Below are 20,548 nucleotides of genomic sequence, written 5' to 3' on the forward strand. Positions count from 1 at the left end.
AGAGCGTTTCACGTGGAACAACTTAGATCGTCTTGTACATGCAACTTTTCAGACAGCATGTTACAATTTTTTAGATTATTCTTAGCTATAAACCCTGAATTCAAGGTCAAAAGCTGTTAGAATAGAAACATCATCAATAAAAGTAAGAAGGAGAATTCACATGGGAAAAACACTCGTATTCGGACACAAAAACCCTGACACAGACACGATTTGCTCTGCTATCGCTTACGCTGATCTGAAAAACAAAATTGGCGTTCAAGCAGAAGCTGTCAGACTTGGAGAAATCAATGGAGAAACACAATACGCATTAGATTTCTTTAAACAAGAAGCACCTCGTTTCATTGAAACGGCTGCAAACGAAACAAAACAAGTCATTCTTGTCGATCATAACGAATTCCAACAAAGTGTAAGCGATATTGATCAAGTACAAGTGACAGAGGTCATTGACCATCACCGTATTGCCAACTTTGAAACAAGTGAACCTCTTTACTATCGTGCTGAGCCAGTTGGCTGCACAGCAACGATCTTAAACAAAATGTACAAAGAGCACCAAGTCACAATTGAAAAAGAAATCGCTGGTTTGCTTTTGTCTGCGATCATTTCTGATTCCTTGCTATTCAAATCCCCAACATGCACACAGCAGGATGTTGATGCTGCGCATGAGCTGGCAAAAATCGCAGGAGTAGACCCTGAAGTATATGGTTTAGATATGCTGAAAGCAGGAGCTGACCTAAGCCAAAAAACAGTTCAAGAATTAATCACACTGGATGCAAAAGAATTTGCACTAGGTAACAGCAAAGTCGAAATTGCACAAGTTAATACAGTTGATATCGCTGAAGTAACAGCAAGACAAGCTGACATCGAAGCAAAAATCAATGAAGTCATCGCAGCGAAAGGTCTTGATCTATTTGTTTTAGTGATCACAGACATTCTAGAAAATGACTCTCTTGCGCTTGCACTTGGTGCTGAAGCAACAAAAGTAGAAAAAGCATTCAATGTCACACTTGAAAACAACACTGCTTTACTAAAAGGTGTTGTATCAAGAAAGAAACAAGTCGTGCCTGCACTAACAGACGCACTTTCTTCATAAACATAAAAAGACTGCTGACATCTTCAGCAGTCTTTTTTCTTCTTTTAATGAATGTACATATCGCTGACGAGAATATCCTTTAGCACGCTTGTTGGAATCGTGAATTCAACTACACCCATGTAACCAGGCGCCACATCATATTCGTTGAAGGAAATCACCAGTTTGCCTTTTGAATTGATATAGAAACTTTGATCTGGCTGAATCTTCTTAAACGGATCAACCGTATCTTGCTTCGTCATCCAGTAAATCTTATTTGAATCCTCTTTCATCTGTTTCTTCATTTGTTCTTTAATATTTTCACTAATCACATCAATATAACGGTCATCTTTAAACAGACTTGGTAATGTAATGAGTACATGGTTTTTCTTATCCACCGTATCATATGTCATTTCCTCTGCCGCAGAAGCCTGAGTCGTCACCTTGTATCGACCTAGTGAAAGAATTTGATCATTGTTTGTTCTTACTTCATATCCGCTCTCTACACTCAAATGACCATTTTTATAACCCTTTGTTTCCTTTTCAAAATCTTGATACAGCTTTTTGTTTTCAGCTAAATATTTTTGATTCAGGCTGTCTTGTAATTTTCCGTCCCCAAGCCCTGAAACGTGTGGTGTTTTGAGATCAATATTTGTTCCCTGATCGCTCTTTTTAAATTCTGTGAACGTCACGACTTTCACAAGCTCTCCAATGACGGGTACTTCTGAAATCGCTCTTGCTGCCTGCGGACTGACATTTACAGTGGTGACAAATAAAGCAGCCGCAGCAACAAGCCCGATCGTCCATTTCTGAAAATGAGGTTGCTTGTTTTTTCGTTTTAATGTCCGTTCAACCATAGCATCGTATTCCGGGGGAATAGGGATTTCTAGATATTCCTCTTTTAACTGTTCCAAATGCTTATCCATTTATATTTCCTCCTGCGATAATTCTACTTTTAAAAGCCGCAACGCCTTATATAATCTTGTTTTAATGGTGTTTTCATTTTCTCCAAGAATATGAGCAATGTCCTCTAGCTTTAAATCCTCAAAGAATCTTAATATAATGATGACCCGATACATCTCCGGCAAATCTTCTATTGCCCGTCTGACATCTTGATCCTCATAGACATCCGATTCACCCTGTGATAAAAATTCCAGCGTGTCATCGTCTGTCACTTGCACACGCTTCTTCTTTCGTAAAAAGTCGAGGGCAGCGTTTACGACGATTTTATAAAACCAGCTATGCATCTTGGTCGCATCCTCTAATCGGTGAACAGATTTGAGTGCTTTATGAATCGCCTCTTGAACGACATCCATCGCATCTTCTGGGTTTTTGACATAGCTATAGGACAATCGATAAAAACTGTGTTTATGCTCCATTACGTAATCCGCAAATTGATCATCAATCTTTCGTTTCTTCATTTTACAAAGAGCTCCTTTATCTTAAATGCGCATCTGTTATTTCTTACATTGGATAGACGCGCACCTGTTAAAAATAGTTTGCGCTCCATTATTTTTTTAACATGTCATCCCATTTACGTTTCTATACAAAAAGAGCGAACCTGACGGGTTCACTCTTTTAAAGCCGTTATTTTTTGATAAACAAATGGTTTAAGTGGTGAAAGCGGATGAATGATGGACCCTCCTGTTTCCTGCTCCACCTGCTTTGCAGCGTGAACCATCGAGAGCTGCATTACACAAATATCTCCATGCTGCTGCTTCACAGATTGCCTTAACTGTTCCATGATTTGCTCATGGTAGGCTTGTATATCACCGTTCAAGCAAAGATGAAAGACATCCTCTAACACAACCACTTCTGCCTTCACCTGCTTTCCCCGCTCTTTTACATATGAAGACAGTCGCTTCATCGTTCCTTCTACTGTGTCTGGGTTTGAAAACACCAGCTGAAGCGGACCCTCTCGCTCACAAATCTGCTCAAATAACGGCTCATCTATCGGAACAATTGGTTGTTTGAACAGGTGCTGCTGCTCCCCCAAAGCCGCAATGTATTGTGTACACGTTAATAAAACAAGATCAGCCTCTCCTTCTTGCATGAGTCTGTTGATGGCATAGGTTTGCTGCTGTTCAAGATCAAATGCGGGATCTTGTTTGGCTCGTTCCATAAAGGATGAATCGACGATGTGATGCAGATCAAATCCTGTGTCATAGAAAGCGTCGTCAATGTAAGAAATATTAGATGGATGTGCGTGAAGGCAGTGCAATCGAATCATTAGGTCCGCTCCTCATAAAAGTTTTCACTCATTATATCAATCCTTGTATGAAATAGGGAACAACATGACCATATTGTTAAGGAGATATTGAAGGAGGGATTCTACCTTGAAAGAAGATCAACAGCCTACATCATCTTCAGAGTCAGAAGAAACCTTGACGAATCGCCAAGGTCACCCGGTAACAGATAATCAAAACATGAGAACCGTTGGGAATAGAGGACCGACTACGCTTGAAAACTACGATTTCCTAGAGAAAATCAGTCATTTTGATCGTGAACGCATCCCTGAACGTGTCGTTCACGCACGAGGTGCCGGCGCACACGGATACTTTGAAGCCTACGGTACATTCGGTGACGAACCCATTTCCACTTATACAAGAGCCAAATTATTTCAAGAGAAAGGAAAAAAGACCCCTGTCTTCGTTCGATTCTCTTCTGTTATTCACGGCGGACATTCACCAGAAACTTTACGCGATCCGCGGGGATTTGCGATTAAATTTTATACAGAAGACGGCAACTGGGATCTCGTTGGGAACAACCTCAAAATTTTCTTTATTCGAGATGCTTTGAAATTCCCTGATTTGGTTCATGCCTTTAAGCCTGACCCTGTCACCAATCGTCAGGATGGTGAGCGCATTTTTGATTTCGTTTCACAATCACCTGAAGCAACACATATGGTGACATTTCTCTTCTCGCCATGGGGCATTCCTGCCACATACCGGCACATGCAAGGCTCTGGCGTCCATGCCTATAAATGGGTGAATCATGAAGGAAAAGCAGTGTTGGTCAAATATCACTTTGAACCAAAGCAAGGAATTCGCAACCTGACACAAGAACAAGCCCAAGCCATTCAAGGGGAAAACTTTAATCATGCCACACAGGATTTATATGAAGCCATTGAACAAGGGGATCATCCTGAATGGGAAGTATACGCGCAAATCATGGAAGATGACACCCACCCCCATCTAGACTTTGATCCACTCGATCCGACAAAGCTCTGGTACAAGGATGACTATCCATGGAAACCGATCGGACGAATGGTGCTAAACAAAAATCCAGAAAATTATTTTGCAGAAGTGGAACAGGTTGCCTTTGGGACGGGGGTTCTTGTAGACGGATTAGATTTCTCAGATGATAAATTGCTGCAAGGACGTACCTTCTCATACTCTGATACGCAGCGATATCGTGTCGGGCCAAATTATTTACAGCTGCCGATCAATGCACCGAAAAAGCATGTTGCCACCAATCAGCGAGATGGGCAAATGGAATATCATGTGGATCAAGGAAAAGGACAAAACCCCCATGTGAATTATGAACCGTCCATTCTCGGGGGATTAAAAGAAGCGCAGCAAGATGGAAAGGATCATACGCCTTTTGTAGAGGGTGAAGTCAAACGGGAAGCCATTGACCGCCCGAACAATTTCGGACAAGCCGGAGAAACCTATCGCTGCTTCAATGATTGGGAACGTGAGGAACTGATTAAAAACTTAGTCAACACCTTAGCTACCTGTCAAAAAGACATCCAAGACCAAATGATCGAAAACTTCACAAAAGCTGATCCTGACTATGGAAAACGTGTGGCCGATGGCTTAAAAGCCTTCAAACGAGAGGAGCCAAGCGGCCCCATTGGATCAACAGGCGCGGCACAGGCTGTCAACGATGCGATCAACAACAGCACACCTTCAGATCCTTATTAATGAAAAAAGAATGCAGCGGAGTGGCTGCATTCTTTTTGTATACATCTATTAAGCGTTTTGACCTTTTTTGATCCATTCTGCTACATTCACTGTACGTTTCGCCTGATGTTTTGCGGCTGCTTCTGCATCCTCTTGGATCTTTCCATTTTGGTCAACAGTCACACTCACACCGTAAGGGTTACCCCCTGCGCCGTATAGGGAATCATCCGTGTATCCAGGAGCGGCAATAATGGCTCCCCAGTGGAACATCGTTGTATAAAGGCTCAGAACTGTTTGCTCCTGTCCGCCATTTGGATTTTGTGCAGATGTCATCGCACTCACTGCTTTGTTTGCTAGTTTCCCTTGGAACCATAAACCGCCTGTTGTGTCTAAGAATTGCTTCATTTGAGCCGGTAAGTTACCGAAACGTGTCGGCATGCTGAAAATAATAGCATCTGCCCACTCTAAGTCACTTAACTGAACCTCAGGGACATCTTTTGTTTCATCTAAATGTGCTTTCCATGCTGGATTTGATGCAACAACTGCTTCTGGTGCCAATTCAGGAACCTTTAAAATTTTGACTTCAGCACCAGCTTCTTTCGCTCCAGCCTCAGCCCATTTTGCCATCTGATAGTTTGTACCTGTTGAACTATAATAAATAATCGCTAGTTTTACGTTTTCCACTTGTTCCATCTCCTTTTGTTTGGTTTGCCCAAATAGCTTCTGTAAAAATCCCACCTGTATTCCCCACCTTATTTAAATTGACGACGATACCACAATGCCGCAGCATCGACTTCTTCTCTCGTTAGTTGATGTCCACGATTTTCCCAATGAAGCGTTACGGATGCTCCCGCCTCCTGAAGCAGTTGCTCCAGTTCCTGAGATTCCTCCGGACGGCACATTGGGTCATTTTCACCAGCTGCTATAAAGACTTGTTTCCCCGCTAATGAAGGTAATGAAACCCCTCGTCTTGGGACCATCGGATGATGCAGGATCGCTCCTTTCAGCGCATCTCCGTAATGGAATAACAGACTTCCAGCAATGTTCGCCCCGTTTGAATAGCCGATGGCTACCACATTGTGACGATCAAATCCATACTTATCTGCTGCTTCCCCGATAAATGTATATAATTCCTCTGTACGCTCAATTAAATCTTGCTCATCAAAAACACCCTCTGCCAAACGCCTGAAAAAACGCGGCATGCCGTTTTCTGAGACATTTCCTCTCACACTAAGAACAGATGCTTCAGGGTCTACCACTTCTGCAAGCGGCAATAAGTCTTGCTCTGTCCCGCTAGTTCCATGCAGCATGAGGAGGACAGGCTTTTGTTCATTCTTTCCTTTTTGAAAAAGATGCTTCATCATGAATCTCCTTTCCCTTTGATTTCTCTTACCTCAATCGGTAGCACGATTTGTTCAATTTGACTACGCTGCGCCTCATATTGCGGTGGCAGTTTCAACGCTTCACCCATCGTTTCCACAGATTCATCGTGTGCAAACCCTGGAGGATCGGTCGCAATCTCAAATAATATGCCGCCAAGCTCTCTAAAATAAATCGCATTGAAATAATTTCGATCTTGCACAGGCGTCACTTGATATCCGCTTTGCGCAACATGTCTTTGCCAATCTAATTGATCCTGATCATCTGTTGCTCTCCACGCAATATGATGTACAACACCCACGCCCATACGTCCTCGTGCAACAGGTGTCTTGTTCACGTCAATGACATTGCCGATTTCTCCAAACGAACGGAATCTCACATAATCTCCTTCTGTGCCGACTTTTTCAAGTCCCATCGTTTGCTCTAGCAGCTGCATCGTTTGCTCAGGCTGTGAAGTTAATAAAACAGCTCCGCCAAACCCTTTAATCGCTACTTCTGGTGTCACCCCATTAAATGTCCAGTCATTCTGTTTTCCTTCTTCACGCTCTACAAGTTCTATCAATAAACCGTGCGGATCTTCAAATGAGAGAAAGGCCTCACCAAAGCGTTCAATCATTTCATAAGAAACGTCAAACTGCTCAAGGCGTTCCTTCCAAAAAGAGAAGGCACCGGTCGGTACGACATATGTTGTCACACCTACTTGACCTGCTCCAATTTGTCCCTTTTGTGCACCTGGCCAAGGGAAAAACGTAATAATAGTACCTGGAGAACCTCCTTCATTTCCAAAATATAAATGGTATGTGCCTGGATCATCAAAATTGATGGTCTTTTTCACGAGACGAAGACCTAAAACACCTGCATAAAAATCAACGTTCTCCTGAGGATGACCAACAATTGCTGTGATATGGTGAATTCCTTCTGTTTTCTTCACTTCTAATGACCTCCTCTTCATGACGTAACATGTCTCTACTCATTATGTCTTGACTGACGCTTTTATATTATCTCGAATTCGAGATATATGACCAAAAAATATATTTATCTCGAATTAAGGATATTCTTTTTTGAAATAGATGTCAATGATTTTTGTTTTTTTCTTTTCAAAAAGCAGGCCGCTTTAAATATAGCAGACCTGCTTCCCCTTGATTATTGAAGCAATGTTTTCTTTTTTAAATAGGTTTCGGCTACTTGAAATGCATCTTTCCCCTTCACATTGACTTCGTAATTCATTTCTCTCATCTCATCATCTGTGATTTGACCAGCGAGCTTGTTGAGAGAGGCCTCAATCTCAGGATACTCTTTTAATGTCTCCTGTCTTAGCAAAGGCGCTCCTTGATAGGGCGGGAAAACATGCTTGTCGTCATCCAGCACCTTCAACTTGTATTGTCTCAATTCACTGTCTGTCGAATACGCATCGACCAACTGAATATTCCCTTTTTGAATGGCTCGATATCGAAGTTTCGGTTCCATCGTGACCACATCGCCAAAAGAAAACTGATAAGCTTTTTGAATGCCTAAATATCCATCCTGACGATCAGAAAACTCTAAAGTAAAGCCAGCACGTATACGATTCTTGATTTGACCCAGATCTGAAATCTTTGATAAATCATATTGATCCGCTAGTGATTGAGGCACGGCTAAAGCATATGTATTGTTATAAGCCATCGGCTGAAGAAGCTGAAGCTGAAAGGATGACGCCAAACCTTGGCGCGCTTGCTCATACACTTTTTCCTTATCCGTGCTTTTCGCTGTTTCTTTCAGAAATTCAGAAATCGCTGTCCCTGTAAATTCAGGATAGATGTCAATATCACCAGACCGCAGTGCTTGAAAAACAAAGGACGTCTTACCAAGACCAGGCTTAAGATTGACTTGGATATCTGTATCCTGCTCAATTAAAAGCTTATACATGGAGATCAAAATTTCAGGCTCTGACCCCAGCTTCCCTCCAATGGTGATCTCTTTCTTTTCTTGTTGAAACAGCAATGGGGCAGCGACAACTGCTCCTGCTATTACAGCAAAGACCGTCACAGAGATCACGGTTTTTTTAAAGGAGATTTTCTCAAGTGTCCGCAAGACCACATCAAATAAGAGCGCAAGTAATGCAGCTGGAATAGCACCAATGATGATCAAAGACATATCATTTCGATCAATTCCAAGCAGAATCAGACTCCCTAATCCACCTGCCCCAATAAGAGCTGCAAGAGTGGCTGTCCCTACAATGAGGACCATCCCCGTTCGGATACCTGCCATGATCACAGGCATAGCAAGAGGGAGTTCTACTTTTAATAAGCGTTTGCGGTGATTCATTCCCATAGCGAGCGCCGCTTCCCGCAGCGACGGATCGACCTCACGAATGCCTGTATATGTGTTCCTTAAAATAGGAAGAAGAGCATAGACAACAAGAGCGATAATTGCGGGCACTTGACCAATCCCAACGAGAGGAATCAGCAGTCCAAGCAGCGCCAAAGACGGAATTGTCTGCAAGACAGCCGTCACCCCAATGATCCACTCTGCTATCTTAGGGACTCTCGTTAAATAAATCCCTAATGGAATGGCAATCAAAATCGCTAGAAATAACGCAATGAAGGAAATTTGAATATGCTCAAGTAAGGCGTGTCCGAGCTGATCTTTTCGAGCCCATAGCACACTGGTCCATTCATTCATGTGTCTCGCCCCTCTCAGCAGAAGTACCGGCTAAATACTGAATCACCGCTTGACGAGTGATGAGTCCAATCCGTTCCCCATCCTTCTCAACAACAAGCTCTTCATGCTCTGCCAGTCGAGATAGAACCTCTTCCAGCGTCGCATGGATGGAGACCACCTCATCGCCTAACAGATCATCTTGAGGCATGGGCTGAGAAATAGTTGTCAGCTCAAATGCTTGATGGTCTCCATGACGGGCAGCTCCTGAAACAAACTCCCGCACAAATGGATTCACTGGATGCTGAATCAATTCCTCTGGGCGTCCAACCTGCACCACTTTTCCTTCATTCATCACACATATCCGATCCCCAAGCTTCATGGCTTCCTGCATATCATGTGTCACAAAAACGATGGTCTTTTGAATACGGCGCTGTAACTCAAGCAGATCATCTTGTAATTTCTCTCTCGTCAGTGGATCTAACGCACTAAAAGGTTCATCCATTAGGACAATCTCAGGATCAGCAGCAAGTGCCCGTGCTACGCCGACTCGCTGCTGCTGTCCTCCTGAAAGCTCTGCTGGCTTTCGATGTCGATAGGTAGCTGGCTCAAGCCCCACCATGAACATCAACTCATCAACACGCTGATTCGTCTCAGTCCGCTTCCATTGTTTCAGCTCTGGCACTACAGCAATATTCTCTTCTATGGTCATATGAGGGAACAACGCTATTTGCTGAAGCACATAACCAATATCCCAGCGCAGCTCATAAATATCATAATCGCTGATGGTTCGACCCTTTATGTAAATCTCACCTTCTGTAGAAGAGATGAGACGATTGATCATTTTCAAAGTCGTCGTTTTCCCGCTTCCACTAGGTCCAATCAATACAAAAAATTCACCTTTCTGAATCTCCAAATCAACAGATTGAACGGCATAGCGGTCATCAGAAAATTGCATCGATACATTCTTAAATTCAATCATCTTCCCACGCCCTGACTGCAAGTATATTTTAAAATACCAATATGACAGATTAACCTAGTATTTGTATAGAACAAACTGTCACGTTGACTCTCTTTTTACATACTTCCCCTAGTTAGACTGCCAGAAACGACTTTCTCATAAAAGTGAGACAAATAAAAAAAGCGAAGAGCTCAAGGCCCTTCGCTTTTAAGTCAACGACTTACTCACCAGTAACGTATGGAAGTAATGCCATTTGACGTGATTTTTTAATCGCTAATGTCAATTTACGTTGATACTTAGCGCTAGTTCCTGTTACACGACGAGGTAAAATTTTACCACGCTCAGAAACAAACTTTCTAAGAAGATCAACATCTTTGTAATCGATGTGCGTGATTCCGTTAGAAGTAAAGAAACATACTTTACGACGTTTCGCACGACCGCCTCTGCGTCCACCTGCCATTTGTTTTCACACCTTTCCTTTGGTCATTTTTTTCAGATCAATTAGAATGGCAAATCATCATCGGAGATGTCAATCGGTTTACCATCATTCGCAAATGGGTCATCATTGAAGCTATTTCCCTGATTACGATTTTGGTTGTTTTGATTGCCATATGGACTTTGACTTGGTTCATTTCCAAATGGATTCTGATCATTTTGGCTGCCGCCATAATACTGGCCTCCGCTATTGCCACCGCCGCTGTATCCACCTGAACCAGCACCGCCGCTTTTAGGCTCAAGAAATTGAACACTTTCAGCTTGAACTTCTGTCACGAAGACACGCTGTCCTTGCTGGTTTTCATAGTTTCTTGTCTGCAAGCGACCGTCTACACCGGCAAGACTTCCTTTTTTCAAGAAATTAGCCACGTTCTCGGCTTGTCTTCTCCAAGTAACACAGTTAATGAAATCGGCTTCACGCTCTCCAGATTGATTCGTAAACGTACGATTCACAGCTAGAGTAAACGTGGCTACAGCCGCACCATTAGGCGTGTAGCGAAGCTCAGGGTCTTTTGTTAGTCTTCCGACCAATACAACACGGTTTAGCATATTGAAAGACCACCTTTAAATATATATTTCAATGATTTATTCTTCTTCTTTAACAACAATGTGGCGAATGATATCGTCACTGATCTTAGCTAAGCGGTCAAATTCTTGAACTGCTGCAGCGTCAGATTGAACGTTTACGATTTGGTAGAAGCCTTCACGGAAATCGTTGATTTCGTATGCAAGACGACGTTTACCCCAATCCTTTGTTCCAGTGATCTCCGCACCGTTAGAAGTTAACACGTTATTAAAACGGTCGATAACTGCTTTTTTAGCCTCATCGTCAACTGTTGGGCGGATGATGTACATAACTTCGTACTTTCTCATCTGATTGCACCTCCTTTTGGTCTAAGCGGCCCTATACGGGCAAGGAGCAATAAATTATATTACTCACAATTGTATATTATAACAAATTACTTGGCCTATGACAAGAACCTATACGTTAAAACGGAAATGAATGACGTCTCCATCTTTCACTATATATTCTTTACCTTCTAAACGAACTTTTCCTGCTTCTTTTGCAGCAGACATACTTCCGCCAGCTAGTAAATCTTCATAAGCAACCGTTTCAGCACGAATAAATCCACGCTCGAAGTCCGTATGAATGATTCCAGCACATTCTGGTGCCTTCATTCCTTTTTTAAATGTCCAAGCACGTACTTCTTGCTCACCTGCTGTGAAATACGTAGCTAAGCCAAGAAGTGAATAAGACGCTTTGATCAACTGATCTAAACCTGATTCTTTGATGCCTAGCTCTTCAAGGAACATTTGCTTCTCTTCTCCTTCAAGCTCTGCAATTTCAGACTCAATCTTCGCACAAACGACGATGACTTCAGCGTTTTCGCCAGATGCAAACTCACGAATTTGCTGTACATATTCGTTTCCGTCCTGATCTGCTACTTCGTCCTCACTCACATTTGCTACATACAGAATAGGTTTTGACGTGAGTAAATGAAGCTGCTTCACAAGCTTCTGCTGCTCATCTGTAAATTCAACAGATCTTGCAGATTTTCCAGCTTCAAATGCGTCCTTCAGCTTTTCCAAAATATCAAATTCAGCTACCGCTTCCTTATCTTTTTGTTTCGCAAGCTTACTCACACGAGTTAAACGCTTTTCAACCGTTTCTAGATCAGCCAAAATCAATTCTAAATTAATCGTTTCAATATCTGACACTGGGTCAACCTTACCTGACACATGTGTAATGTTATCATCAGCAAAAGCTCTCACCACGTGACAGATCGCATCTACTTGACGAATATGAGAAAGGAATTTATTTCCTAAACCTTCTCCTTTAGATGCACCTTTCACAATACCAGCAATATCAGTGAATTCGAAAGCAGTCGGAACTGTCTTTTTTGGCTGCACTAATTCTGTTAGTTTTTGCAAACGCTCGTCTGGAACTTCTACAATTCCGACGTTTGGATCAATGGTACAGAACGGATAGTTAGCAGACTCCGCTCCAGCCTGTGTAATTGCATTAAATAGCGTTGACTTCCCGACGTTAGGTAAGCCAACAATACCAGCTGTTAAAGCCATTCTTTCATCTCCTCTATATGAAACGTGCTCGTTATACTGCGTAATATGAACCTAGAGCAATTATAAGTAGGTTTACATGAAAAGACAAGCTAACCATCATGCATTTTCAATAGAAGAAACATTACCAAAAAGACTAAATCGGAGCTTTAAAATAAGAAATTGCATCTGTTTCTCTGAACAAAAGACAAATTTCATCAAAAAAGCATGAGGCCTACTTAAGCAGTTGGCTCCTCATGCTTGACGAGAATTTTCTTCATTTTTCGTTCAAAATCTCTTCTTGGGATCATCACGCTGTGCCCACACCCTTCGCATTTAATACGAATATCCATGCCCAAACGAATGACTTTCCACCGATTGGCACCACATGGATGGGGTTTTTTCATTTCAACGACGTCATGTAACCCAAATGCTTTGTCTGCCATCAGCATTCACCTCTCTTGCTCACTTCATTAAATCTATTGTACAAAAAAACGCCGATGGAGAGCAATGCACAAAATAAAGAGCCGCTGTCATGTATCAATCCCGTTCTTTTTTATAGAAAAAACCCTTCTTTTAGATCATTTTATTTGTGACCAATAGTTACTTAAACTCCGCTTTTTTTCAATATTGTCACAAACACTGTAGGTCAAAAGGTTTTTATTGGTAGAACGCTGTGGTTTTTCCATATTTTTTGATTTATGATATCTGCATAAATGTTATGTGAGGGAGCAGGTACGATGGTCAATCGAAAGGATAGATTAACCGACAAAGATTATAAAATCATATCCGATCACGCTGGAAACGCAGAGAATTACCAGCAGAACCATACGATAGAAGTAGGTCAGCATACGCTCACTGTCAACGATTTTCTGAAAATAGATCATCAATTATATGGTTTAACGATGCAGCAGGAACAGTCAGATGAGTTCATTGTCGCGTTTCACTGTCCTCTGCCAAAACAAATGACGGTGACATCGACACAAGATGTTCAAACGGCTACCCAATCATTGTTAAAAACGGATTATGCCTACCCCATTGAAAGAAAATCCTTAGCCGGAAAGCAAGATCATGTCTTTTTTAAAGGGAAGGAATACATCGAGGACGTCTGTCAGAAGCACCCGAATGCAACCATCTATCTCACTGGACAAGCGCTTGCCGGTGCTGTTTGTGCTTATATTGCAACAGAACAGCCAGCTGTCAAAAAAGCCATCACATTCGATAGCCCAAATATATGGAGCAGCCTGGCACCTTCCATTCAGCAAAAAGCAGTAGAAGGAAAATACACCCATGTTCTCACAGAATATATTCAACCCAATCATTATGTAGGTTTACTCAATCGCCATGATCATGGAGTTGGACAAGTCAAGTACACCGTACCGCCCCGTGAGCAGGGATCGGTCCAAGAATCCATAAAATATAAACCAAGAGAAATTGACACCTTTTTAAGATCAGCTTTTGCATCGATGAATATAGAATGGAACGAATCATTTGATACAAATGCATTTTTAGCTCTCGTTTCAGGAGAGTTTGAAGTAAATGGGTATTCATTCCATTCGAATGGAACCGCCCGTATTTTAGATGAACAGCTTGATCACAATACAAGTTTTACAGCGATGCTTTTACAAGAAATCCATTCAGGCCGTGCATATGCACAAAGCGGGCTTGAAATTATCATAAAATCCCATTTACTAAAAAATTCATCTTATGATCTACAAAGTATTATTGAACATGAAGTACACACTGTATTTGAGAAAATAGATGGAATTGATGATAGTGTAAAAGATGCCGTCCATCATGTAAAACAAGAACTGAAAGGACTTGTCGGCTTTGGTCACTATGATTTATTAACCCATAGCGATGTAGAAGCACTGTTAGAGGAAGTAAGGATGGAGCAGCCGCAATCATCCTTTTATTCTCATGAAAAACAACTGAATGCCTTGTACACCTTGAGAGACTACGAACAAGAACTTTCCACCCTTTCAAGACATATGTACACAATGGGTGATGACTATGCCAAGGCAGATAGACGCCTTGCGATGCAAATGGGTATTCGTTAAGAAAGGAGTCGCCATATGATCAATCAAAATAAACCTCCTAGTGACGCCCAGCGTTTCTTACAAAATGTGAGTGCCCGCCGCTCCATGTCTGTATTCGAAAGTCAATCTGCACCACAAACACAATCGCAATCACCTGAAGAAATTGCCGCTATTCAGGCCATGCGCAGAGAAGGACAACGAAAAGATTTAAAGCGATTGCTGAAAATGCGGCTTCACGATGAATTGGCAAACACACGCATGCACTTGGAGTACCAATTGTCCAAAACAGAAGACATGATGAACCAGACAACCATTGTCAAACAGCATGTATCCCAGCATTTAAAGGGACAAGCCATCTCAGAAATAGAGGAACGCATGCAACGTCTCCAGCACATGCCTGTATATGACGATATCAAGGAAGCGATTGATTCCATTCGGATAAAATAAGCACTTCTCTTTGAAAGAGAGGTGTTTATTTTATTTTATCAGTATAATTTTTAGAACGGAAAAATATCTTTTTACTTAAAATCGGATACAGCATTAAACAGACAAGCAAATAAAGATTGAGCAAGCTGTAAATCGGATACAAGAAAGCAATCAAATCAGCAAATCCAAGAGAGGTTAAAGGTGCCATCAAAAGAAGCATGATGAATACAATGAGCCAGCGGGGCATTCGTACAAAAGAGAGCATGCGGCTGGATAAACCAAATAATCCCGCAGCGGTTGTTGTATAAATCGCTAAACAAAGAACAATGGTCATAAACACAAACAATGATGTTGGTGCCCCCTCTAATACTGTAAACAAAGGAATCCCCTCTGCTGAAAGACTCCCAGAAATATCAACTAGTATTTCGTTATACACATAAGAAATGACACCAAAAATCAAACCGCTTAATATACTCGCAACCTTGGCCTCTCCAAGCCCCTTCATTTCTTTCCCCACTGAAGACAGCACCGCCACAACAGATAATATATTCAAAGAAGCAAAGACGATACTGGCAGGCCAATTGTATTGCTGGCCAAAATCAATTCTCCACATATGATCATGATTCATATAATAAAAAACAAACGCATAGATGAGCCCCGCCACCAAAATTGGTATAATGAAAGCATTCACAGATAAGAGCCCTTTCACATCCCAGAAAAAAATCATAAATGAGAATAAACAAAATGCACCGATTCCAACCCAAAATGGCACATGATACATCTCAAGTGTCACCCCGCCACCGGCAATCATGACTGTTGTTGTCGTGAATAGATAAAGAACAATTAAAATATCATACACCTTGGCCAGCCAAGGACCTACAAGACGCTCTAACACCGGCACAAAATGATCAGCACGCACCTCATAACTGATTTTTAACACCACATAGGTAGACAGCATAAACATGAGCGTAAACAGTAGAATGGCTAGTCCGCTATCAAGGCCAAAAAACTGCCAAATTTCTTGACCGGAGGCATATCCCGCTCCTATCAAGCTTCCTAAAATTAAAAGCGTCCACCTTGAACCAGCCTTCCACACAATCATCACCTCATAGGTATAGAATTAAGCTTGTTTCCGTATACTGATACTAACTACTATGACAAGGAAGTGAGACCTATGAATAGCAAGAACGGTCTTTTTTTAAGAAATAGGGTGAAAGAATACGTGTCCCATACGGATACAAATGCCATTCAGCAGCTTAAAAGTATTTTATTCTCGCATCTTCAGAAAGCAGGAAAAAGACCCGTTGCCATCGTCTGCATAGGAACAGACCGCTCAACCGGTGACTCTCTAGGTCCACTTGTAGGAACAAAGCTTTCAAGTCTTGATTTAAAAAAGCTGCATGTATACGGCACTCTCTCTGACCCAGTCCATGCGGTCAATTTAAAGGAAAAGCTCGCTGAAATTGAACAAGCTCATAAACACCCATTTATCGTAGCCGTTGATGCCTGTTTAGGTAGAGTGAAAAGTGTAGGATCGTTTCAAATTGGAGAAGGACCGTTAAAGCCCGGTGCAGGTGTGCAAAAAGAGCTGCCAGAAGTAGGCAATATTCATATTAATGGAATCGTCAACGTGAGCGGTTTTATGGAATACTTCGTTCTCCAAAACACACGTCTTCATCTTGTAATGTCTATGGCCAATACACTTTCTGAAAGTCTATCCCACATTGATCAAATGGATTGGACGAGAGAAAAAAGCCGTTCTCTCTTCACCCCTATTCAAAATATCACGGGAAGAATATAAAAAAGACCATCTCATATCAAGATGGTCATTCCGATGATTCTCTCGTAGAAAGCAATTCAAGGATTCTTTCTAAATCTTCATTTGAGAGAAATTCAATCTCAATTTTCCCTTTTTTCTTCTGTTTCTTGATCGTCACTGAAGTACCAAAGTAATTTTGTAAGAAAGATTCTCTTTCTTTCAACACGCGATCCTTTGGTGCTTCTTTTTTCTTTGTTTCACGTGGAACATTTTCATTTAATTGCTGAACAAGTTTCTCAACCTGGCGGACATTCAATCCTTCGTCCACGACCTTCTTTACTAATGGCGCCAGCTTCTTTTTGTTTTTCAAACTAAGCAGCGTGCGTCCATGTCCCATGGATAATGTTCCATCCGCAATCAGCTTTTGTACTTCATCTGGTAATGTTAATAAACGAAGGTGGTTCGCAATATGCGGTCTGCTTTTTCCTAACCGCTTGGCTAATTCCTCTTGAGTCACACTTAAATGATCTAGCAAGGAGGCATAGGCTTCTGCTTCCTCTAATGGAGATAAATCCTCGCGCTGTAAGTTTTCTAAAAGAGCGATCTCCCTCATCAGTGTTTCTGAAAATTCCCTGACGATCGCAGGAATCGTTGTTAAACCAGCTTGTTGTGCTGCACGGAAACGGCGTTCTCCTGCGACAATGTCATATCCTTTAATCGATTTACGAACAATAATCGGCTGTAAAACACCATGCTGCTGAATCGATTCTTTGAGATCAGACAAGGCATCATCATCAAACGTTTTCCTTGGCTGATAAGGGTTCGGGCGCAAATCCTTCAACTTAATTTCTTCAACAGTTTCTTCATTGGAATCCACATTGTTAAATAGCGCATTAATACCCTTTCCAAGACCTTTAGCCATTCGCATCCACTTCCTTTGCTAAGTCTAAATAGACATCTGCACCTCTTGAACGTGGATCATACAAGATAATAGGTTTCCCATGACTAGGCGCTTCACTTAGTCTCACATTTCTCGGAATCACGGTCTGATAGACTTTATCTCTAAAGTATTTTTTTACTTCTTCGATGACTTGGATTCCAAGGTTTGTTCTTGCATCAAGCATTGTCAGTAAGACACCTTCAATGGCAAGGTCGGTATTTAGATGTTTCTGCACAAGACGAACCGTATTCAACAATTGACTCAATCCTTCAAGCGCATAATATTCACACTGAACCGGTATTAAAACGGAATCGGATGCAGTTAACGCATTAATCGTCAGTAGTCCAAGTGATGGCGGGCAGTCAATAATCATATAATCATAATTCTGCTTCACAGATTCAAGTGCTCTCTTCAGCCTCACTTCACGTGAGATTGTAGGCACAAGCTCTATTTCAGCCCCTGCAAGCTGTATCGTCGCAGGAATGACATCAAGATTTTCGACCTCTGTCGTCTTAATCACATCAAGTACATCTGCATCGTCTACTAAAATATCGTACACGCACTTCTCTACGTCGGCCTTCTCAATCCCAATACCACTCGTGGCATTTCCCTGCGGATCAATATCAACTAACAACACTCGTTTTCCTATGTATGCTAAACACGCACCCAAATTAACAGAAGTTGTCGTCTTCCCAACGCCGCCCTTCTGGTTGGTAATCGCTATGATTTTCCCCACGATGTCACCCACTTTCAACTTAACAAGTTTCTCATTCATTCATACTTCCTATTCTATCAAAAAAAGTATGAAACGTTTGCTTTTTTTGTTTCCCTATTATAAATTCGTGAATGAATCTGTGTTTCCGTACATGAATAGTTGCATAAAAATGCGTTCTAAAGATATATTGATATATTTTTTCAAAGAAAATAACGAGACAAAAAAACCCCACTTTTATGAAAAGTGAGGGAGATACAATCAAAAGTTTAATCCGCCAATTTTACGACCTTCGCTCACAATGACTTTAGGTGTCACTGTTTTATAGTTCTTCTTTTTCAAAAACCCATAGGGTGCTTTAATGGTAAATGTGGCATGTCCAACAGCGTCCCCGGTTTTCGCGTAAGCCTGCCATACAATCTTTGAACAATAAGTAGGGTCCAAGGATTGAATAGACATAGTGATCGAATATCGAGCCTTCGGATGGTCTTTCACGTAATCGTGCGCCCAATCCCCAGCTAAATCTGCCTTTTCCTGATGATTAATCCGAATCACCTTTGTATTGGCACTATAGCGGAACCAGCTTTGAATGGAATCAATATTGGGATGCTGCCGGAACCCAGGAATGGATGCATAGCTTTTCTCATTAATAACGATGCCTGCATGACCAATTAAACCATTCAAAGCACCAGTGCTCGTCACCAATATATCCCCTTTTTGAGGCATAATATCGGTTCCAGGATACGGTTTACCAAAAAGATGGCGAATGGTATTCGGCCTTTCATCTGTTACCATTTCATCCTGTTTGTTTTGCCTTAAACCATAGTTCTCCAAATCATCATCAGCTGTGATCACGTCGATCGCATCGTCCTGAGACGCTTGCTCTTGATTTAATTGTTGAACCGTTACATCTGTCGAAACTACACCTTGTTTCTTCAGAGTACTCAGTTCTTCTTTCGTAATCGTTTCTTCCGCTGAATGAGTATCATGATTCGTTGACGTGCTCACAGCAAACACAGTCGTTTCATTTGAAAAAAGAGAAAAAGAGATTAGTAAATAACAGATAATAGCAAAAATAGTCTTTTTCATTTTCATCGGTTATATGTCACCTCCCTTCTACTATGAAAATCATATTTTACCAATTAATCAATAATAAGTAAATATCATGAATTGAAGGGAGAGAAAGACAAAAAAGCTGACGAGTAATGCTCATCAGCTTCTTTCTATTTAGGAATTCGAATCGTTAATTGGATATATTCCTCAAATTCTTCTTCCTCGGTATTTATTTTAAGTCCGCTGTCTTCTACCATGTGGAGAGACTGACGAATGGTATTCATCGCAATTCGCGTATCTCGGCTAAACGCCTTACGTTTCGGCTTCGGTTTGCGATCTGTTTTTTGTTCAAGCATCTTCACTACACGCTCTTCAGTCTGTTTCACATTCAGCTGCTTTTCGATGATTTCCTGCAACAGCGTGATCTGTAATTCTGGCAGCTTTAGAGGTACAAGTGAACGGGCATGTCTCTCTGAGATTTTTTTCTCCAAAATGGCTTGCTGTACCTCTTCAGGCAACTTTAAAAGTCTTAGTTTGTTTGCAACAGTCGATTGTCCCTTACCTAAACGCTGAGCAAGCGCTTCTTGCGTTAAATCATGAAGCTCTAAAAGACGTGCATAAGCATGAGCCTCTTCAATTGCAGACAGCTCTTCTCTTTGCAAATTTTCAATCAATGCCACAGATGCCGTTTCCGTATCAGTAAAATCTTTTATAATAGCGGGGATCTTCTCCCATTGAAGAGTTTGTACCGCTCTCCAACGTCTTTCGCCGGCGATCAGTTCATATTTTCCTTCTTCTTCTGTTGGTCTAACAACAATCGGTTGAATAATGCCATGGGTATGAATGGTTGTGGCCAGCTCTTGTATCTTTTCTTCTGAAAAAATGGTGCGTGGCTGAAAACGGTTAGGCATAATTGTGTCGACCGGGAGCTCCTGTATCTCTTCCTTTAATGTTTCATGCTCAGCAATCTCTGCCTCTATTTCGGTATCACGCTCAGGATGTTCTTTGTCACCAAGCCCGAAGAAGCGTGAGAGTGAATGCTTCATGAACCTACACCACCTTTAAAAACTACCTTTTTATAATTCTATTTTCTCATGTTTTTTCCTTCTGTAAAATC

At 41.6% G+C, this 20,548-nt stretch carries 23 protein-coding genes; 5 read left to right on the forward strand and 18 right to left on the reverse strand.

Annotated elements, in window-relative coordinates:
* Positions 1-160: 160 nt before the first annotated feature.
* Positions 161-1,090 carry a manganese-dependent inorganic pyrophosphatase gene (locus tag MHI58_RS19630; protein ID WP_045034913.1) on the forward strand — a complete coding sequence of 310 codons (930 nt, stop codon included), beginning with the start codon at positions 161-163 and terminating at the stop codon, positions 1,088-1,090.
* Positions 1,091-1,134: 44 nt separating this feature from the next.
* Here MHI58_RS19630 and MHI58_RS19635 read toward each other — a convergent pair whose 3' ends face one another.
* The 3 genes from MHI58_RS19635 to MHI58_RS19645 form a co-directional block, all read right to left on the reverse strand.
* Positions 1,135-1,992 (reverse strand): DUF3298 and DUF4163 domain-containing protein, encoded by an 858-nt coding sequence (locus MHI58_RS19635; protein ID WP_017368457.1) that lies wholly within the window; start codon positions 1,990-1,992, stop codon positions 1,135-1,137.
* The gene (locus MHI58_RS19640) at positions 1,993-2,487 is read right to left on the reverse strand and encodes an RNA polymerase sigma factor (RefSeq protein WP_007497431.1); all 495 of its coding nucleotides are present in this window, start codon (positions 2,485-2,487) and stop codon (positions 1,993-1,995) included.
* A 149-nt stretch (positions 2,488-2,636) separates the two neighbouring features.
* Entirely contained in the window at positions 2,637-3,296 is a 660-nt protein-coding gene (locus tag MHI58_RS19645; RefSeq protein WP_045034914.1) for a hypothetical protein, read from the reverse strand.
* Between the two features lie 106 nt (positions 3,297-3,402).
* On the opposite strand from MHI58_RS19645, the gene katX reads away from it, so the two are divergent.
* Positions 3,403-4,992 carry a catalase KatX gene (katX, locus tag MHI58_RS19650; protein WP_045034915.1) on the forward strand — a complete coding sequence of 530 codons (1,590 nt, stop codon included), beginning with the start codon at positions 3,403-3,405 and terminating at the stop codon, positions 4,990-4,992.
* Between the two features lie 48 nt (positions 4,993-5,040).
* On the opposite strand, the gene wrbA is transcribed toward katX, so the two are convergent.
* The 10 genes from wrbA to MHI58_RS19700 all read right to left on the reverse strand — a co-directional run bounded on the left by wrbA (position 5,041) and on the right by MHI58_RS19700 (position 12,948).
* Positions 5,041-5,664, reverse strand: coding sequence for an NAD(P)H:quinone oxidoreductase (gene wrbA, locus MHI58_RS19655; RefSeq protein WP_045034926.1), 624 nt, complete (start codon positions 5,662-5,664; stop codon positions 5,041-5,043).
* Between the two features lie 59 nt (positions 5,665-5,723).
* Positions 5,724-6,335, reverse strand: a complete 612-nt coding sequence (locus MHI58_RS19660) for an alpha/beta hydrolase (protein WP_045034916.1) — start codon at positions 6,333-6,335, stop codon at positions 5,724-5,726.
* Positions 6,332-7,282 carry a ring-cleaving dioxygenase gene (locus MHI58_RS19665; protein WP_045034917.1) on the reverse strand — a complete coding sequence of 317 codons (951 nt, stop codon included), beginning with the start codon at positions 7,280-7,282 and terminating at the stop codon, positions 6,332-6,334. The genes MHI58_RS19660 and MHI58_RS19665 overlap by 4 nt, the downstream gene beginning before the upstream one ends.
* A 212-nt stretch (positions 7,283-7,494) precedes the next feature.
* Positions 7,495-9,012, reverse strand: a complete 1,518-nt coding sequence (locus tag MHI58_RS19670; protein ID WP_045034918.1) for an ABC transporter permease/substrate-binding protein — start codon at positions 9,010-9,012, stop codon at positions 7,495-7,497.
* Entirely contained in the window at positions 9,005-9,970 is a 966-nt protein-coding gene (locus tag MHI58_RS19675; protein ID WP_045034919.1) for an ABC transporter ATP-binding protein, read from the reverse strand. The genes MHI58_RS19670 and MHI58_RS19675 overlap by 8 nt, the downstream gene beginning before the upstream one ends.
* A 199-nt stretch (positions 9,971-10,169) precedes the next feature.
* Complete coding sequence (rpsR, locus tag MHI58_RS19680) at positions 10,170-10,409, reverse strand: 30S ribosomal protein S18 (RefSeq protein WP_008347556.1); 240 nt, start codon at positions 10,407-10,409, stop codon at positions 10,170-10,172.
* Positions 10,410-10,450: 41 nt separating this feature from the next.
* Positions 10,451-10,993, reverse strand: a complete 543-nt coding sequence (gene ssbA / locus MHI58_RS19685; RefSeq protein ID WP_045034920.1) for a single-stranded DNA-binding protein SsbA — start codon at positions 10,991-10,993, stop codon at positions 10,451-10,453.
* Between the two features lie 36 nt (positions 10,994-11,029).
* Positions 11,030-11,317, reverse strand: coding sequence for a 30S ribosomal protein S6 (gene rpsF, locus MHI58_RS19690; RefSeq protein ID WP_008347557.1), 288 nt, complete (start codon positions 11,315-11,317; stop codon positions 11,030-11,032).
* A 108-nt stretch (positions 11,318-11,425) separates the two neighbouring features.
* Positions 11,426-12,526, reverse strand: a complete 1,101-nt coding sequence (gene ychF, locus MHI58_RS19695) for a redox-regulated ATPase YchF (protein WP_007497458.1) — start codon at positions 12,524-12,526, stop codon at positions 11,426-11,428.
* Positions 12,527-12,741: 215 nt separating this feature from the next.
* Positions 12,742-12,948, reverse strand: a complete 207-nt coding sequence (locus tag MHI58_RS19700) for a DUF951 domain-containing protein (protein WP_008347561.1) — start codon at positions 12,946-12,948, stop codon at positions 12,742-12,744.
* 294 nt (positions 12,949-13,242) lie between these two features.
* Here MHI58_RS19700 and MHI58_RS19705 point away from each other — a divergent pair, with 294 nt between their 5' ends.
* Together MHI58_RS19705 and MHI58_RS19710 are read left to right on the forward strand one after the other, a co-directional pair.
* Complete coding sequence (locus MHI58_RS19705) at positions 13,243-14,562, forward strand: phage hydrolase (protein WP_045034921.1); 1,320 nt, start codon at positions 13,243-13,245, stop codon at positions 14,560-14,562.
* 15 nt (positions 14,563-14,577) lie between these two features.
* On the forward strand, positions 14,578-14,988 hold the full coding sequence (locus tag MHI58_RS19710) for a hypothetical protein (RefSeq protein WP_007497462.1): 411 nt from the start codon (positions 14,578-14,580) through the stop codon (positions 14,986-14,988).
* A gap of 25 nt (positions 14,989-15,013) precedes the next feature.
* Here the strand turns inward: MHI58_RS19710 and MHI58_RS19715 are convergent, their stop codons facing one another.
* Entirely contained in the window at positions 15,014-16,069 is a 1,056-nt protein-coding gene (locus MHI58_RS19715) for a hypothetical protein (RefSeq protein ID WP_080964591.1), read from the reverse strand.
* Positions 16,070-16,141: 72 nt separating this feature from the next.
* Between MHI58_RS19715 and yyaC the strand changes: the two genes are divergently transcribed.
* Positions 16,142-16,768 carry a spore protease YyaC gene (gene yyaC / locus MHI58_RS19720; RefSeq protein ID WP_025208343.1) on the forward strand — a complete coding sequence of 209 codons (627 nt, stop codon included), beginning with the start codon at positions 16,142-16,144 and terminating at the stop codon, positions 16,766-16,768.
* A gap of 25 nt (positions 16,769-16,793) precedes the next feature.
* Here yyaC and MHI58_RS19725 read toward each other — a convergent pair whose 3' ends face one another.
* The 4 genes from MHI58_RS19725 to noc all read right to left on the reverse strand — a co-directional run bounded on the left by MHI58_RS19725 (position 16,794) and on the right by noc (position 20,477).
* Positions 16,794-17,648, reverse strand: a complete 855-nt coding sequence (locus MHI58_RS19725) for a ParB/RepB/Spo0J family partition protein (RefSeq protein WP_035704116.1) — start codon at positions 17,646-17,648, stop codon at positions 16,794-16,796.
* Positions 17,641-18,402 carry a sporulation initiation inhibitor protein Soj gene (gene soj, locus MHI58_RS19730; RefSeq protein ID WP_008360890.1) on the reverse strand — a complete coding sequence of 254 codons (762 nt, stop codon included), beginning with the start codon at positions 18,400-18,402 and terminating at the stop codon, positions 17,641-17,643. The genes MHI58_RS19725 and soj overlap by 8 nt, the downstream gene beginning before the upstream one ends.
* 237 nt (positions 18,403-18,639) lie before the next feature.
* Entirely contained in the window at positions 18,640-19,473 is an 834-nt protein-coding gene (locus MHI58_RS19735) for a YiiX/YebB-like N1pC/P60 family cysteine hydrolase (protein WP_041508097.1), read from the reverse strand.
* 128 nt (positions 19,474-19,601) lie between these two features.
* Positions 19,602-20,477 (reverse strand): nucleoid occlusion protein, encoded by an 876-nt coding sequence (noc, locus tag MHI58_RS19740; RefSeq protein WP_024718432.1) that lies wholly within the window; start codon positions 20,475-20,477, stop codon positions 19,602-19,604.
* Positions 20,478-20,548 lie beyond the last annotated feature (71 nt).

The sequence above is a fragment of the Bacillus sp. FSL K6-2869 genome (assembly GCF_040869405.1).
Taxonomy (GTDB): domain Bacteria; phylum Bacillota; class Bacilli; order Bacillales; family Bacillaceae; genus Bacillus; species Bacillus altitudinis.

Excerpts from the sequence above, each read along its gene's own strand:
- MHI58_RS19630 (WP_045034913.1), top strand. The coding sequence starts at position 161 with ATGGGAAAAACACTCGTATTCGGACACAAAAACCCTGACACAGACACG.
- MHI58_RS19635 (WP_017368457.1), bottom strand. The coding sequence starts at position 1,992 with ATGGATAAGCATTTGGAACAGTTAAAAGAGGAATATCTAGAAATCCCT.
- MHI58_RS19640 (WP_007497431.1), bottom strand. The coding sequence starts at position 2,487 with ATGAAGAAACGAAAGATTGATGATCAATTTGCGGATTACGTAATGGAG.
- MHI58_RS19645 (WP_045034914.1), bottom strand. The coding sequence starts at position 3,296 with ATGATTCGATTGCACTGCCTTCACGCACATCCATCTAATATTTCTTAC.
- wrbA (WP_045034926.1), bottom strand. The coding sequence starts at position 5,664 with ATGGAACAAGTGGAAAACGTAAAACTAGCGATTATTTATTATAGTTCA.
- MHI58_RS19660 (WP_045034916.1), bottom strand. The coding sequence starts at position 6,335 with ATGATGAAGCATCTTTTTCAAAAAGGAAAGAATGAACAAAAGCCTGTC.
- MHI58_RS19670 (WP_045034918.1), bottom strand. The coding sequence starts at position 9,012 with ATGAATGAATGGACCAGTGTGCTATGGGCTCGAAAAGATCAGCTCGGA.
- MHI58_RS19675 (WP_045034919.1), bottom strand. The coding sequence starts at position 9,970 with ATGATTGAATTTAAGAATGTATCGATGCAATTTTCTGATGACCGCTAT.
- rpsR (WP_008347556.1), bottom strand. The coding sequence starts at position 10,409 with ATGGCAGGTGGACGCAGAGGCGGTCGTGCGAAACGTCGTAAAGTATGT.
- ssbA (WP_045034920.1), bottom strand. The coding sequence starts at position 10,993 with ATGCTAAACCGTGTTGTATTGGTCGGAAGACTAACAAAAGACCCTGAG.
- rpsF (WP_008347557.1), bottom strand. The coding sequence starts at position 11,317 with ATGAGAAAGTACGAAGTTATGTACATCATCCGCCCAACAGTTGACGAT.
- ychF (WP_007497458.1), bottom strand. The coding sequence starts at position 12,526 with ATGGCTTTAACAGCTGGTATTGTTGGCTTACCTAACGTCGGGAAGTCA.
- MHI58_RS19700 (WP_008347561.1), bottom strand. The coding sequence starts at position 12,948 with ATGGCAGACAAAGCATTTGGGTTACATGACGTCGTTGAAATGAAAAAA.
- MHI58_RS19705 (WP_045034921.1), top strand. The coding sequence starts at position 13,243 with ATGGTCAATCGAAAGGATAGATTAACCGACAAAGATTATAAAATCATA.
- MHI58_RS19710 (WP_007497462.1), top strand. The coding sequence starts at position 14,578 with ATGATCAATCAAAATAAACCTCCTAGTGACGCCCAGCGTTTCTTACAA.
- MHI58_RS19715 (WP_080964591.1), bottom strand. The coding sequence starts at position 16,069 with ATGATTGTGTGGAAGGCTGGTTCAAGGTGGACGCTTTTAATTTTAGGA.
- yyaC (WP_025208343.1), top strand. The coding sequence starts at position 16,142 with ATGAATAGCAAGAACGGTCTTTTTTTAAGAAATAGGGTGAAAGAATAC.
- MHI58_RS19725 (WP_035704116.1), bottom strand. The coding sequence starts at position 17,648 with ATGGCTAAAGGTCTTGGAAAGGGTATTAATGCGCTATTTAACAATGTG.
- MHI58_RS19735 (WP_041508097.1), bottom strand. The coding sequence starts at position 19,473 with ATGAAAATGAAAAAGACTATTTTTGCTATTATCTGTTATTTACTAATC.
- noc (WP_024718432.1), bottom strand. The coding sequence starts at position 20,477 with ATGAAGCATTCACTCTCACGCTTCTTCGGGCTTGGTGACAAAGAACAT.